The sequence below is a fragment of the Parapedobacter deserti genome, from assembly GCF_042646065.1.
GTDB lineage: Bacteria > Bacteroidota > Bacteroidia > Sphingobacteriales > Sphingobacteriaceae > Parapedobacter > Parapedobacter deserti.
In genome coordinates this window covers 35,854-51,104 of record NZ_JBHRTA010000027.1, presented here as the reverse complement: position 1 = coordinate 51,104, position 15,251 = coordinate 35,854, and the positions used below count along the sequence as shown (strand labels likewise).

General features: G+C 55.2%; 11 protein-coding genes. 8 read left to right on the top strand and 3 right to left on the bottom strand.

The genetic code is table 11. From position 1 onward, the window contains the following. Positions 1-6: 6 nt before the first annotated feature. A complete protein-coding gene (locus ACFOET_RS08490) occupies positions 7-1,035 on the bottom strand; it encodes a helix-turn-helix transcriptional regulator (protein ID WP_379021551.1) in 1,029 nt (342 codons plus the stop codon). Positions 1,036-1,492: 457 nt separating this feature from the next. On the opposite strand from ACFOET_RS08490, the gene ACFOET_RS08485 reads away from it, so the two are divergent. From ACFOET_RS08485 to ACFOET_RS08450, 8 genes are all read left to right on the top strand, one after another. Further along, on the top strand, positions 1,493-1,633 hold the full coding sequence (locus tag ACFOET_RS08485; RefSeq protein WP_379021549.1) for a hypothetical protein: 141 nt from the start codon (positions 1,493-1,495) through the stop codon (positions 1,631-1,633). A 150-nt stretch (positions 1,634-1,783) separates the two neighbouring features. Then, positions 1,784-2,878, top strand: a complete 1,095-nt coding sequence (locus tag ACFOET_RS08480; RefSeq protein WP_379021547.1) for a slipin family protein — start codon at positions 1,784-1,786, stop codon at positions 2,876-2,878. A gap of 30 nt (positions 2,879-2,908) precedes the next feature. Further along, positions 2,909-4,342: an RtcB family protein gene (locus tag ACFOET_RS08475; protein WP_379021545.1), complete on the top strand. Its 1,434-nt coding sequence runs from the start codon at positions 2,909-2,911 to the stop codon at positions 4,340-4,342. 108 nt (positions 4,343-4,450) lie between these two features. Next, positions 4,451-4,921 carry a response regulator transcription factor gene (locus tag ACFOET_RS08470; RefSeq protein ID WP_379021543.1) on the top strand — a complete coding sequence of 157 codons (471 nt, stop codon included), beginning with the start codon at positions 4,451-4,453 and terminating at the stop codon, positions 4,919-4,921. A gap of 117 nt (positions 4,922-5,038) precedes the next feature. Further along, the gene (locus ACFOET_RS08465) at positions 5,039-5,554 is read left to right on the top strand and encodes a DUF4199 domain-containing protein (RefSeq protein WP_379021541.1); all 516 of its coding nucleotides are present in this window, start codon (positions 5,039-5,041) and stop codon (positions 5,552-5,554) included. 65 nt (positions 5,555-5,619) lie between these two features. After that, positions 5,620-6,183, top strand: coding sequence for a TetR/AcrR family transcriptional regulator (locus ACFOET_RS08460; protein WP_379021539.1), 564 nt, complete (start codon positions 5,620-5,622; stop codon positions 6,181-6,183). Between the two features lie 76 nt (positions 6,184-6,259). After that, a complete protein-coding gene (locus tag ACFOET_RS08455; protein ID WP_379021537.1) occupies positions 6,260-6,724 on the top strand; it encodes a hypothetical protein in 465 nt (154 codons plus the stop codon). 2 nt (positions 6,725-6,726) lie between these two features. Further along, positions 6,727-7,044, top strand: coding sequence for a DUF3817 domain-containing protein (locus ACFOET_RS08450; protein WP_379021535.1), 318 nt, complete (start codon positions 6,727-6,729; stop codon positions 7,042-7,044). 77 nt (positions 7,045-7,121) lie between these two features. Here the strand turns inward: ACFOET_RS08450 and ACFOET_RS08445 are convergent, their stop codons facing one another. Both ACFOET_RS08445 and ACFOET_RS08440 read right to left on the bottom strand, forming a co-directional pair. Next, positions 7,122-8,015 carry a PorP/SprF family type IX secretion system membrane protein gene (locus tag ACFOET_RS08445; RefSeq protein ID WP_379021533.1) on the bottom strand — a complete coding sequence of 298 codons (894 nt, stop codon included), beginning with the start codon at positions 8,013-8,015 and terminating at the stop codon, positions 7,122-7,124. Positions 8,016-8,291: 276 nt separating this feature from the next. Beyond that, positions 8,292-15,134 carry an Ig-like domain-containing protein gene (locus tag ACFOET_RS08440; RefSeq protein ID WP_379021531.1) on the bottom strand — a complete coding sequence of 2,281 codons (6,843 nt, stop codon included), beginning with the start codon at positions 15,132-15,134 and terminating at the stop codon, positions 8,292-8,294. Between the last annotated feature and the right edge of the window lie 117 nt (positions 15,135-15,251).

Sequence of the window (15,251 nt, the reverse complement as noted above, 5' to 3'; positions counted from 1 at the left end):
TCGAAACTAGGGCAACACTGGTTGAGGTTCGTACAATGCCTGCATCTGCACGATGCGTTTTGCCACCCGCTGTTGCAGGTCGCGCGGCGACAGCACCTTTATGGCCTCCCCGAAGCCTAACAGCTCACGCTCCAGTTCGAAGTTGAGTACCACGCATATGCAGATAATCGCACCCGTCTCGTCCTGTTTCAACAGCTCCTGCGATGCATGCAGCGGCTTGGTGAGCACATATGGTGCATGGCGTGGATGCACCCACAGCACCACCTTACGTCCGCGGTCGCGCCCCGATTTGGTCACCCCAATCGTATCGGCATAGTAACGTTCGAAATCCACCCCATCGTATTCGACAAACCCATTGGCAGCCATTTCCTGTATATCTACCATACGGTCGAGTGCAAGGGTAGCCAGGGTTTTTCCTTTTTTCGGTTTAGCAATCAGAAACCAGCGGTTCCGGTATTCCTTTAACAGGTAGGGATAATAGACCCCCTGCGAGGGTGCGACCGCCTTGAACGATTGGTATTCGATGAGCAGCGGTATTTTGCGCAAAATCGCTTGATGCAGGGGCGTAATGAATTGCAATCCTTTCAGCTGGCCGTTTCCCTCAAACTGAATATGGCTTCGGCCACCCGTCGAGCGCTGTTGCACGGTATTTTCCAATCGCGCCACCAAATCACTCATGTCTTCGAAATACTGGAACCCATTCAATTGCCGGAGCACCGACACTACCTCACGCATCTTCTCCATATCCGCATCGTTGATGGGCGAGTTGGAGATGCTATAGTTCGCATCGGCATACGTATAGTATTTCCTATCCTTCACCACGATGGGCGCATTGTACCCGAGCTTATCACTTCGCATCAGCTGGATATCCGCTTGGATCGTACGCCGGCTTACGCCGTCCTTGATGCCTTCGTATTCGTACAGTGCATCTGAGACCTTTTCAATCAGGCTGTCCAACGTCCATTTGCGGTAACGGTTACGCAAGCAGTTATCGATGGTCTTATAGCGGATAAGGGCAAGTTTATTGGTCGCCATAGCGAATGGTATTGTTTTCGTGCTTCAAATATAAATGTTCCACTGGCAACTACGCAATACAATTGCGCAGTTACGATCCGCATTCAAATTGATCGACATAAAATTAAATTTATAACATTAACAACCAATCAATTACAATAAAATCAATCCTTTTATCAAGGTACGCAAAAGCACTGCGCAGTACCCCCCGCATCTTTGTACCGTCAGGAATGACAATTGTTCTTTGATAGCGATCCGAGTTGACACGAGGCCCTGGGGCGCACGTTTCACCAGGCGTGGCAGTGTGGCCGCCGATGGCACGTCACATACTGGCCGAGCAAGACCCGGATGGTTCCATTACGCTGCGGACGTGGGTTCGAATCCCACTGCCGGCCGAGGCCGGTATAACTCAAGTGGTTAGAGTACAGCCCCTATGCAGGTTCGAATCCTGCTTCCAAGTTAGGTTTGGAATAGCAAAATGGAAATGCAAGTAATCAATAAGTTGGGCAGGCACGGCATCCGTGGTGCATCGGGCACCGCAACTGCCGTTGAGCCTGCAGCCGGACAACGCAATGGAAGAGGCCCCAGGACCTTGGATGACCCACGTCCGCTGTGCTAACCGTCACGCCTCCGGGCGCCGCGGGCATAACGGCAACACGTCTTTCAGCACGGGGATACGCCAGCGCCGCATCCGGCTCCGCCGCAACGACGGGGACACCCGGCATGCCCAACTTTTTAAATGAATGGATTAATTTAAAACAATAACACCATGAAACGAGTAAACATCACCACCAACACGGTTGGTTTGGTTTTCAAAAACGGCGAACTGAAGCGCGTGCTGCAAAAAGGTGCACACTGGCTCTACTGGGGCGAGCGGGTGCAATATTTTGATATGACCAAGGCATTTGCGCCGGAGCAGGAGCTGCGCACACTGCTCGCCCACGATGCCCTGGCCGCGCTGCTGGAGGTGGTGGATGTCGCTGACAATGAACTGGTTCTGGTCTATCAAGATCAACGCTTTGCCACGGTGCTCACTGCCGGCAAATATGCGTTCTGGAAAGGTGTTGGCGGCTATCGTTTCATCCGTGCCGCCACCGACCAATTGGAAATTACGGAAGCGGTCGATCGCAACCTGCTGAGCAGGCAGCCGCTTTACCAATACGTGCGGGCATACACCGTCGATCCGTTCGAAAAGGGCCTTCTGTTTGTAGACGGCAAGTTTGATCGTGTGCTGGAATCCGGCAATTACGTGTACTGGAAAAACACGATCACCACCACGGTGACCAAGGCAGACATGCGCCAGCTAAGCATGGAAATTCTCGGTCAGGAAATCCTCACCAAGGACAAGGCGCAGCTGCGCATCAACTTCACGCTCACGTACCAGGTGGTAGACCTGACGAAAGCCGTGGTGCACAACAAGGAGTTTGAAAAACAACTATACGTGCTCGTACAACTGGCCCTGCGGGAGTTCATTTCCACCAAAGGCTTCGACGAGCTGATGGAAGGCAAGGAAGCCATGGCTACAGCCGTGAAAAACACCTGCGCCGCCAAGGCCGAAGCGCTGGGCGTGCGGCTCATCGACTGCGGCGTGAAAGACATCATCCTGCCGGGCGATGTGAAAGACATCATGAACCAAGTGCTGGTGGCCGAAAAACGCGCACAGGCCAATGGGATCACCCGCCGGGAAGAAACCGCCGCGATGCGCAGCTTGCTGAACACCGCCAAGCTGATGGAGGACAACGCCATGCTCTGGAAGATGAAAGAAATGGAGCACGTAGAGAAAATCGCCGAAAAAATCGGCGAGATCACTCTCTCCGGTGGCGGCAACATCGTCGGACAATTGAAGGAACTGTTTTTCAAATAACTATAATCACGTATCTTGCCGGGAGAAAAAATGGATACACCAACAAATCACCTCATCAATAGCGAAGAACTGATGGCTTTGGGATACACCCCCGGCCGCGCCTTCGGCATAGCGCTGCGCACCGCCAACAAACACGAGCACCTTGGCAAAAAAATGCTGCTTGCACAGCTTGCCGACGTGCTGGTCAAGCCGCAGGCTTATACGGCCGACGCCACCTTCGGCAAGCTGGCCAAGGCCCTCATCGAAGAAGCTGCGATTCCCGAAGACCCCTACATCCCCCTGCGGGATGCCGATGCCGACTATGCGATCTACGGTGAATCACACATCGAAGCCGGCGCGCGCACGCAAATGGACGTGGCCATGCAGCTGCCGGTCACGGTGGCCGGCGCGCTGATGCCCGACGCGCACCAGGGATACGGCCTGCCCATCGGCGGGGTGCTGGCGGTCGATAATGCTGTCATCCCGTACGGGGTGGGCGTGGATATCGGTTGCCGCATGGCATTGTCTATCTACGATATTCCCGAGGCATTCTTCAATGCCAATCAAGCCCAATTCAAACGGGAGCTCATCGCGCAGACGCGCTTTGGGGCTGGGCACGGCTTCAAGCCCCACGAGCGGGCGGACCACGCCGTGCTGGCCGATGTGGCTTTCGGGATGAATTCCTTCGTAGCTGGTCTGAAAGACAAAGCCTGGGCGCAATTAGGCACGTCCGGTGGCGGCAATCACTTCGTGGAATTCGGTATCATCGAATTTGCCGAGGCCGACGAAGCGTTGGGCCTACCAGCCGGTAGGTACCTGGCCCTCCTCTCCCACTCCGGCTCACGGGGCTTGGGTGCCACCCTAGCCGGCCATTATACCAAGCTGGCCAAGGAGCTGTGCCGCCTGCCCCACGAAGCACAAAACCTGGCGTACCTCGGCCTCGATACTGAAGCCGGGCAGGAATACTGGCAAGCGATGACACTGGCCGGCGACTATGCCTCTGCCAATCACGAGATCATCCACCGCAAGATGGCGGCGGCATTAAGCGCGGAAGTGTTGGCCAGCGTCGAAAACCATCACAACTTTGCCTGGAAGGAACAATGGAATGGGCAGGAGGTGATTGTGCACCGCAAGGGCGCTACGCCTGCCGGTGCGGGCGTACTTGGCATAATCCCCGGCTCCATGACTGCGCCGGGCTTCCTCGTACGGGGAAAAGGCGAGGCTGCATCCATCAATTCCGCCTCCCATGGCGCGGGGCGGCAGATGAGCCGCACGCAGGCCATCAAGACCATCAGCCGGGCAGCCATGAAGGCTACGCTCCAGCATCACGGAGTTACACTGGTCGGTGCCGGCCTAGACGAAGCACCAATGGCCTACAAAGACATTCATACCGTGATGGCCGCCCAGACCGACCTGGTGGACGTATTGGCCACCTTCACACCCCGCATCGTGCGCATGGCCGATGACGGTAGCCGGGAAGATTAAAAATAATTGTCCCAAAAAGCAGGCGGCAGTGGGTTAGCATAAAATATTTATCTTTAACCCGTCGCTGGAGCACGGCCTCGGCAGTATACGAACAATAAACGTCGAAGTATGAAATCCCTCAAGCTGGCCAAAAGCTACCAACGTATCCTGTTATACGGGATGGTGTTGGCCGTGCTCGTGTTTTTCTTGAAATGGATACAGTGGAATTTCCTAATCATCGACCATGCTATTGACATCTACATCGGTATCATCGCCCTCCTTTTTTTGGTGCTTGGCGTATGGGTCGCCAACCAGCTGGGCAAGCCGAAAATCGTTACCATCGAGCGGAAAATTCCCGTTCCGACTGCGGATACCTTCTCGGTCGACGAAGACACCATCAAGCAACTAGGTATTAGCAAACGGGAGTATGAAGTGCTCCAGCTCTTGGCTGATGGGCGCAGCAATGCGGAGGTAGCGGCCGAACTGTTCATTTCGCTGAGCACCGTAAAAACCCATGTCTCGAACCTTTTTCATAAACTGGATGTAAAGAGCAGGACCCAAGCCATTGGGAAAGCCAAAGAACTGCGTATCATCCCCTAATCACACTCGTACTTAGGTACGATTTTCCGTTATCCACCTGCAATTTCATCCTAAAGTATGAACGGCACCGCCCTTACCGCCCCTATATTTGCCATCTAAATCAATTGAAAAAAAGCAATGAAAAGGAACGTACTGTTATTCGGATTAATCATCGGGGTCATCCTGTGTGCCAACATGGTCATTATGGTCAATATGATGTACAGCGACACCGACTTCAAAGGAAACGACGTCGTTGGGTACGCAGCGATGATTATTCTGTTCTCGCTTATATTCTTCGGCGTCAAAAATCACCGCGACAAACAACTTGGAGGTCACATTTCATTTGGAAATGCCTTCAAAATGGGAAGCTTGATTGCTTTGGTCGGATCGACGCTATACGTCGTGGTCTGGCTGTTCTACTACTACCTGTTTGTGCCCGATTTTATCGATGTCTACACCGACCATGTGCTCACCACTTGCTCACCGGAAGACCTGCAAGCCAAGACCGTCCAGATGGCCAACTTTAAGGAAATGTATAAAAATCCGCTTTTCGTTATCCTCATCACCTATTCGGAGGTCTTGCCCATTGGGCTGGTGGTTGCCCTGGTAAGTGCATTGCTCTTGAAAAGGAAGCCGAAGGGAAGTCTGGCTTAATTTTCGTTTCTTTGTAAACAGACCGAATGGTATCTTTTATGAAGAAGGCGGCAGCGACCCGATTAATGATTTTAACGAAAGCTTTCGAACTGATTTACGTCAAGGGTTACCAGACAACAAGCATCGATGACATCATCGCGACCACGAAAGTGACCAAAGGAGCGTTCTATTACCACTTCAAAAACAAGGATGAAATGGGGCTAGCCATCCTGCAGGAAATTCTGAAACCGGCACTTGCCAACAGCTTTATCCAACCGTTGCAGCTCCAAGCAAACCCTTTGGACGCCATTTTCGACCTCGTGCACGCGCTTTTGATGGAAAATGAATTCCTGAAAGTGGAATACGGCTGCCCGGCAGCTAATTTTACCCACGAGATGACGCCTTGGAACGCGGACTTCCGGCAGGTGCTAGACGAGATCACCCAGGAATGGGAAACCGCGATGGTAGCGGCGATCGAACGCGGCAAGGAAATGGGGTTTATCCGAAAAGATGTGAGCGCGAAGCAAGTTACCTTATTCGTGATGTCTGGCTATTGGGGCATACGGAATTTCGGGAAACTGGAGAACAGCAAATCTATTTATTTACCTTACTTAAAGGAACTTAGAAACTACTTAAACAACCTAGCTTAATTTTTCCCGCAAAAACATACCAATTAGTATGTTTTTACATTACCTTTGGCGCAGCAAACAGTAAGTCGTCGAAGCTATGTATCCTACCCTATTGGTACTTCATTCCCTCTTTCGCTGGCTGGTCTTAGCCTGCCTCTTGTATTCCATCTACCGCGCAGCAGTTGGCCTGATCAGAAACAGACCATTCGCTAAGACTGACAATGCCTTCCGGCATTGGACTGCAACGGTGGCTCACATTCAGTTGATGATCGGCATATTGCTTTATACGCAAAGCCCGTTTGTGAAATCCTTTTGGCGTCACCCACAAACCGCCTTTCAGGATTTGAACCTGACTTTTTACGGCCTATTCCACCTCCTTTTGATGCTGGTGGCCATTGTACTGTTGACCATCGGTTCGGCCATGGCGAAACGGAAAACTGCTGACCGGCAAAAATTCCAGACCATGCTGATCTGGTTCTCCATTGCACTTGTTCTTATTTTCGTCGCTATTCCCTGGCCATTTTCGCCGCTCTCGGGAAGGCCCTACCTTCGAACATTTTAATCATGAAAACGTTGCTCACCACCACCATCGGACGCCTAAGGCTCTGCGCCTTCTTAGAGGGCGTTTCCCTGCTTATCCTCGTTTTTGTTGCCGTGCCGCTGAAATACGGTTTCGGCCTCCCGTCGCTGGTCAGTTCCATGGGACCAATCCACGGGGCTTTATTTCTGCTTTTTGTATTCAGTGCACTGCGCGTTGGCGTGGAGCAACGATGGAAATTCCGGGAAACGACATGGAAGGTGCTGTTGGCGTGCATTATCCCCTTTGGGACGCTCTACCTGGATTACATATTGCTGCGAAAGCTGCAATCGCGGGCTACCTAGCGGCACGCTAAGAGAGACCTGGCATCAATGCGTTGCTCCGACTGATAGCCGATCAATCCAACAAGGCCATCAAGCCCCTATAACAATTGCAGCGCCCTGTCGAATCGGTATTGCAATCCGATTTCATGGGTGGTGTTGCTGATGCGCCGGTTCAGCGGCTCATTGCCCGGGTTAAACTGGTAGCTGTAACCCAGCCCGAAGCCCGAGAAGTTGAACTGCGCCATCCCCGCCACCTCACCGTAGCTCCGGATGTTCGCACCGATGCCGAACACCTGCTTGATGAACACCAGCGCCGAGGCCTCCGCCTGCGGACGCAGGCTCTCCGAATACGTCACCAGCACGCTCGGACGGAGGTGGAAGTCCCCGCCCAGACCGAACAGCGCCCCCGCCGTCAGGTGGTACAGGTTGCGGAAGTGGTAGCGGCTGTCGCTGCCCACACCCAGGCTCCCCAGCATCAGGCGCGGAAGCGACAGCCCCACGAAGTACCGCTCCGGGCGGTACAGCACCACACCGAAGCCGATCAGCGCATCCGTCTCCCGCACATCCTCCCGGAACGCCGGATCCATCGGGTCCAGCTGCGAAAAACGGCCGTCCATGTAGCTCAGCCCCGCATTCAGCGATACCCCCACGTACTCCGTCTCCGATATCCGCACGCGCTTGGCAAAAAACGCCGAGGCTTCCGTCAGCTTCTCCACCGCCAGGCTTTCGTGGCGGAGGTTCAGACCAGCCGTCGCCCCGAAGCGCTCGAAGCCCATGTGGCCGCTGCCCCAGAACACCGTGGGCGCTCCGTCCATGCCCACCCACTGCCGCCGGCCGATCACTGAAACCTCGCCCCCCATCTGCATCAGGCTCGCCGCCGGGTTGACCACCGTGCGCAGCTGTCCATGCTGCGTATGGGTAAGCGGCTGCTGGCCATACAGGGCAGTGCCTACCAGTATGCTCCCCAACAAAAGAATCAGATTTCGTTTCATTTTATTGCTGTTTCCATTAATACTTTTCATCAATCACCGCGCCCCCCAATCTTCCACCCCCCGGTTTTACGACTGTTGCAGACACGGCCTAGGAGACGGAAGCACTGCGCCCCGGATCCAGACGTGGAGCAACAGGCGTAAAACCCTTCCACCACCACCCAAAACCAATCTTCCACCCCCCGGTTTTACGGCTGTTGCAGACACGGCCTAGGAGACGGAAGCACTGCGCCCCGGATCCAGACGTGGAGCAACAGGCGTAAAACCCTTCCACCACCACTAATACCGCAGCACGAAGTATCCCTTCCGGTATTCCGTACCGCTGCCCGTACCGATTTCCACGATGTAGAAGTACGTACCCGCCGGAAGCAGCTGCTGCCCGGTGCCAACGCCGCGGAACGCCACCCGGTCATTGTCGTAGCCCGAGGCCTCCCACACCACCGAACCGTTGCGGTTGATTATGCTCACCCGGTTGTCCGGGTAATCGCGGATGCCCTCGATCATCAGGAACTCGTTGATGCCGTCCCCGTTGGGCGACACCGCCTGGTGCACGCACACGGCAAAGTCCGAAGCCGGATCCACCGCGCGCACCGTCACCGTCACCGGTTCGGCCGCTTCGTGGTTCCCATCGCCCGACTGTGTGGCCGTGATCGTCACCGTGCCCAGCCGGAGCACGTTGAGTGCCGTGCCGCTCAACGTCGCCACCTGTTCGTCGTTGACCGTCAGGCTTACCGGCAGCCCGCTGCTGGCCGTTACGTCCAGCTGCACGGTGCCCGCGTCCCGGTTCACTTCCGCCGGGGCGTTGAAGCTGATCGATTGGACGGCTTTGTTTACCACCAATGTCCGGCTGATTTCCGGGCGGCCCGTGTAGTTCCCGTTCTCCGGTACAGTGGCCGATATGGTGGTTTCACCCGCGCCCATGATGCGGATCTGCCCATTCGCACCAATCTCCGCAACCGCCGCATTGCTGCTTGTATAGCTTACTGGCTCTCCGCTGCTGGCCGTGGCGCCAGCATTGAAGTCGTCATCCCCGTAGGTCTTCTCCGGCAGTGCGGGGAAGGCTATTGTGCGCTCAGCCGGTGTTATTGTGAGCTCCGCCGTCAGCACCAGTGTGTCATAATTGTCACCGCTGATCATAGCCGTTACTTGCTGCGTACCCACGTCCGTACGGCTGTTGCCGGTATAGCTCACCGACGTGCCTTCCGGCAGCGTGTCCGTGATGGCTAGTGATTTAGCCGCGCCGTCGTACACAAAGCTGCCGTCCGGAAGCGTAAGCCGGGTGATGGTAGCTTCGGTGACCGCCAGCTCCGCCGTCAGCACCAGTGTCTCATAATTGCTGCCACTCATCGTAGCCGTCACAACCTGGCTGCCCACATCCGTACGGCTGTTGCCCGTATAACTCACCGACGTGCCTTCCGGCAGGCTACCCGTGATGGCTAGTGATTTAGCCGCGCCGTCGTACACAAAGCTGCCGTCCGGAAGCGTAAGCCCGGTGATGGTAGCTTCGGTGACCGCCAGCTCCGCCGTCAGCACCAGTGTCTCATAATTGTCGCCGCTGATCGTAGCCGTCACAACCTGGCTGCCCACATCCGTGCGGCTGTTGCCCGTATAACTCACCGACGTGCCTTCCGGCAGGCTACCCGTGATGGCCAGGCTGTGTGCCGTGCCGTCGTACACGAAGCTGCCATCCGGAAGCGTAATGCCGGTAATGGTGGCTTCGGTGACCATCAGCTCGGCCGTCAGCACCAGCGTCTCATAGTTGCCGCCGCTGATCGTGGCCGTCACTTGCTGCGTACCCACGTCCGTACGGCTGTTGCCCGTATAACTCACCGATGTACTTTCCGGCAGGCTACCCGTGATGGCTAGTGATTTAGCCGCGCCGTCGTACACAAAGCTGCCGTCCGGAAGCGTAAGCCCGGTGATGGTAGCTTCGGTGACCGCCAGCTCCGCCGTCAGCACCAGTGTCTCATATTTGTCGCCGCCGATCGTAGCCGTCACAACCTGGCTGCCCACATCCGTGCGGCTGTTGCCCGTATAACTCACCGACGTGCCTTCCGGCAGGCTACCCGTGATGGCTAGTGATTTAGCCGCGCCGTCGTACACAAAGCTGCCGTCCGGAAGCGCAATGCCTGTAATGGTAGCTTCGGTGACCGTCAGCTCGGCCGTCAGCACCAGTGTGTCATAATTGTCGCCGCTGATCGTGGCCGTTACTTCCTGGCTGCCCACATCCGTACGGCTGTTGCGCGTATAACTCACAGACGTACCTTCCGGCAGGCTACCCGTGATGGCCAATGATTTAGCCGTGCCGTCGTACACAAAGCTGCCGTCTCTCAGTGTAATGCCGGTGATGATACCGTTGAACTGGAGACTCAACATATCCGATGCATCGTTTCCGTTGTTTGCTATATTAACCGCCGCATCGGCAGCAATCGACAGCTGAACGCCACCATGTACGGTAGGTGTAACCAAAAACGTGTAAGAACTATTATCTATTGTCTGCAAATCGCTCAATGTGCCGTTGGTAACCGTAATGTCACTGATCGTAAATCCAGCGACTGGCTCGCTGAACGTTGCAGTCACGGTAAATGGCTCGTTCACGGGCGATGTGGCTTCCGTAGACAAGCTAACCGAAGGCTTCACCGAGTATACGAAGACTTGATCTGTCGGTGGCACACCCTTTAACGCAAGCAACGCATCGTTGCCCGCATTATCTCGGATGGCTCCTCCGTTCGGATTGATTGTTCCACCAAGGACAATGCCGTTTAGATCCAAATCTGCCGCCTGCACGGTATAACTGAACGTGAGCGCATCGCCGCCGGAACCGCCGGTATAGATTGCTTGCACGGTTGCCGTGCCGATGGTCAGTGCCAGATAAGGGCTGTCACTGCCGGTATTCACCAACACATCATCGTCCATCCGTACCGTAACTGTCAGCGCATCCCCTTCCCGGTAGTAGCCGTTAGCCGGTACATCTACGGAAGTAACCGTTGGGGCCACCCCATCGATGACGAGGCTGTGTTGCCCCCCGATTGAATGGGCACCGCCAACGGCAGGCAGTGTCAAGACGGCATCTTGTCCGGAGGCGCTCTGTATCGTGGCGCCATTACGCATTAATGCCGCGGTCGATTGGTAATCCAGGTCGGCGCTCACATCGCCCGCCTGCACGGTATACTCAAATGCGAGCGTATTGGAGCCCGATCCGGATATATAGGCCGCTTCCCGGTCTGCGCTACCGGTTTCCAGCAGCAAGGAAGGTAAAGTGCCCGATCCAGCCACCGTCACCGCCTGGTCGAATGAGACCGTCAGGGTGATGTCATCCCCTATTTTGTACAGCCCGTCTGCGCTGGTTGCGTTCACCGCGGTGATTACCGGATGGATCGGGCTCACCGTGATGGCAATGACATCCCTATCCATCTGCGGGCCGCCAGACCCGGTCAATCCCAGGTCGTCGGTAACAACCTCAAGGCTTGCCGCGCCATTGTAGCCGCTTGTCGGTGCAAACGTCAACCCGTTGAGCGCGGTGTTGATGTCGGCGATGGAGCCTTCAAAAATCATGGTACCACCGCCAACCCCACTGCCGCTGATGAAAACCAGCCCCGTAGTGCTTCCCAAGGTGATCAAACCGTTCACAGCCGTCAGCGTGCCCCGTATGATACCTCCCCCGGCATCCACATCCGAAACGGAAATCGCATTGCCGTTGCCCGGGCTGAATACCAGTACCCCGTCCTGATCAACGGTCTGCCCTGCCGGTACCGTGTTCACGGGGGCATCGTTTACCGCCGTTATTGACAGGGTTATCGTTGCGGTATCCTCCAGGGCCCCGCCCGTTCCTGTATTGCCGTTGTCGTTGATATTTACCGTCAGGGTCACCGCTAAGGTCGCATTCATCGCGGTGGTGAAACTAACGCCGCCGGCTGCCATAAACGCATTGATGTCTGCTATCTTGCCGTTGAGACTCAACGTTCCCGTTCCCGATCCGCTCACCGCCACGCCACTGCCCGATGCAGCGGAAAGTGTGCCGCTTCCCACCGAGAACGCGGCGGTGACATCCCCGCCGTCGGCATCCACATCGGCAAAGCTGATGCCCGTAAGTCGGGTTGATACGTCCTCATCGACCGCGATGGAGGCCGGTGCCGTAATCACAGGAGCATGGTTTACCGCAGAAATCTGCAGGACCACCGTCCTGAAATCCTGAAACGCTCCACCTTCGCCCGTGTTACCATTGTCGTTTATTGACACCGTCAGTGCCGTACTTCCCGACGCATTCAGCGCCGGCGTGTAGGCCAAAGCACCCGAAGCCATGAAATTGTTGATTCCTGCAATCGTTCCGGTCAATGTGAGCACACTGCTGGTTCCGCCAACGCTAATACCATCGCCGCTAGTCGCTGACAGCGAGCCAATCGGAACGGCGTATGTCGCCGTTACCATGCCGGATCCCGCATCTGCGTCAGCGAAGCTGATGCCCGTAAGCGGGACGGTCTCGTTCTCGGTAACGGCTATTGAGCCGGGAACCGACACAACCGGAGCATCGTTAACCGAAACCACTGCTACATTCCTGCTCACCGGTTCGCTACCGACTGCCCCTTCGCTCACGACAAATTCGATGGAGCGGAGCTGCGTACCGGGCATGTCCGATGTATTGGTATACGTGATTGCGCGCAACGCTTCCTGCCACTCAGCAAGGGTAGCTGAAGCACCGGCGGACGTCAGCGTCAGCACACCCGCAGCCGCATCGTAGCTACTTGTAATGTTGCCCATTGTGCTGCCATTGTTGCTGAACGCCAGCAAATCTTCCTCAGGCATGAAATTATTCGTAATCTGCACTACGGCGGATGCCAGGGTAGCATTACCCGGGTGGGATACGACCAGTGCTTCATCCACGATAATAGGCACAGAAGCCCCACTTCCTGCTTCCGTAAACGTGGCCATACCCGAAGAAATCGTGATCACAGGCACATGTGCAGCGCGAACCCGTATGGCTTCTGTATTGCCTACGTTGTTCACCGATTCGCTTTGCAAGGGATTACCGGCCAGATCTGCAATAAGGGCGCCATCCGCCGCATCCAGATCGCCCACCTCGATACCATCCATGTCAATATCTCCCGCCTGCACAGCATATGCAAAAACCAATTCTGCTGTGCCCGAGCCCGACCGGTAACTGGCCTTGCGGGTGGCGGTGCCAACAATCAGTTCTAACGCTACCGGGCCGGCATCGGAATCCACATTTACCGGTTCGCGCATCCCGACGGTAAACGTTAATTCATCGCCCTCCTCGTAAAGACCATCTTCCGGCACCCCAACGGAGGTGACAATCGGCATTACATTATCAATCGCATAAGCTAGTGGAACTACCGTACCCGAACCCCAATTGTCGCCATAATCCCGAAAAGACACATCTTCTACGGAAATCTCATTGATTGCCTGTTCAACATTCGCCGTCGGCCGGAACCGCGCCGCATAAACGGAGGCACTTTCTCTCCCTTCCCAATCGCCCAGCGTACCATTCTCCCACGTAATATTCGTTTGATCGAAAGAAACAATGGGTTCGCTAAACCTGAAAATTACCCATGATACGTTTGTAGCAACATTGAATGTGCTGTGTTCCATTTCGACCGACAAAAGCTCCGGAACGACCGTATCGACGATGTAAATAGGCGATTGGGTTATTCCCGCGCCCGGGTTGCCATTGGCATCGTAAACACCTGTGTTATTCAGCACAATCACGTTCGTTCGATTCTCGGTATCCGCCGCAGGCGTCAGCGTCGCCGTCCAGGTCAATCCCTCGTCCGAAGACGACAAGTCACTCAGCATACCGCTGCCCACTGTGAAATCGCCTACAGTCAGCCCCGATACCGCCTCACTGAAAGCGATGGTGACGGCTGCCGTTTTGTTGAAATTAACAATGATGTTTTGATAGCTGTTCCGCCAGTCATTGATGGCAATTGAAGCCGTGGGGGGAGCTGTATCAATGGCATAATCATTCGATTTCGACGATCCAATCCCTGGTACGCCGGCGTCATTAACAAAGCCCGTATGGTCAAGCGTAATGCTGTTTGCGGTGGCTTCCCTATCGGGCGTTGGAGTCAGCGTGGCCGTCCACGTGATTCCACCGTTTTCTGTCGCCAATTCGCTCAACGTGCCATTCTCCACGGTAAAGTCGGTAATTTCCAGTCCAAAAACCGCCTCACTGAACGTCACGGTGAGTGTCGCGGTTTCACCAACCGTCAATTGCGTATCGTCAACTTCCATGTGCGCGACAACCGTAGGAATCACAACCCAAGAAAACGACTCCGTTCCCGAACAACCACTTGCATCCGTCACCGTGACTTCCACATCAAACGTTCCGCTCTCCGTTGGCGTCCCCGAGATCGTACCGTTTGGCGATAAGGTCACCCCATCGGGTAATCCGCCATCGGTAATGGTGTATGCATGCGTTTCTAAGGCGCCCGTTTGTGTCAGTATGGCGTGGTACGATTGTCCGAGTGCCGCATCGGGCAAGGTGCCACCAACCGTGATTGCCGGACAGTCATACGGCGTGTAGACCACCTCATCCAAACCAATGTACTCCGAATTAATTCCCACAGGCCCTCCGTCGGTCACGAAATACCGGAACGCCATCCGACCCGACGTTGGTTCGGAAAGGCCCGTCACCGTAACGGTGTATTGCGTCCAGGTTTTCGGATACGCATGGTGTGCCAGGGCCGGATTGATACTCAGCAGCAATGTGGTAAAATCGCCTACACCGGCAGCGGTTGTGCCTACATCCGTGCTGGCGCCATTTGTACTCAACCGCACTTCCAATCGGTCCACCCGGTCGAGCTCAAATTGCGGTGTCCTTGCGCGTGTGTAAAACGTAATGACATCTCCGTTTCGAAACTCCCTGTTTGGCGATATCAGCCAGTTGCTGATGGTGGCCGCCCCACCGCGGGCGCTTCCCTTTCCTACCCCAATATACGCCCCAGGGCTTCCGTTATAAGCGCTAAAAAGCCCCGCATTACCCTGAGCCCAGCTTTCCGTTCCAAGCAGTTCGCTGTTGTTTTGCATCGACCATCCGTCGGCATTGAGTGTGGTCACATCATCAAAACTTTGCGAAAACCCGGTATTCAGGTCTGATTGTGCCATAACATGGCATGTAGTAGTACATAGCAAGATGACCATCAAGCCATGCCCTAGGCGGGGTAGACGATTATTCATTGTAACTGGTAAATGTTAACGTGGGTATAACGCTTCTTTGATCAA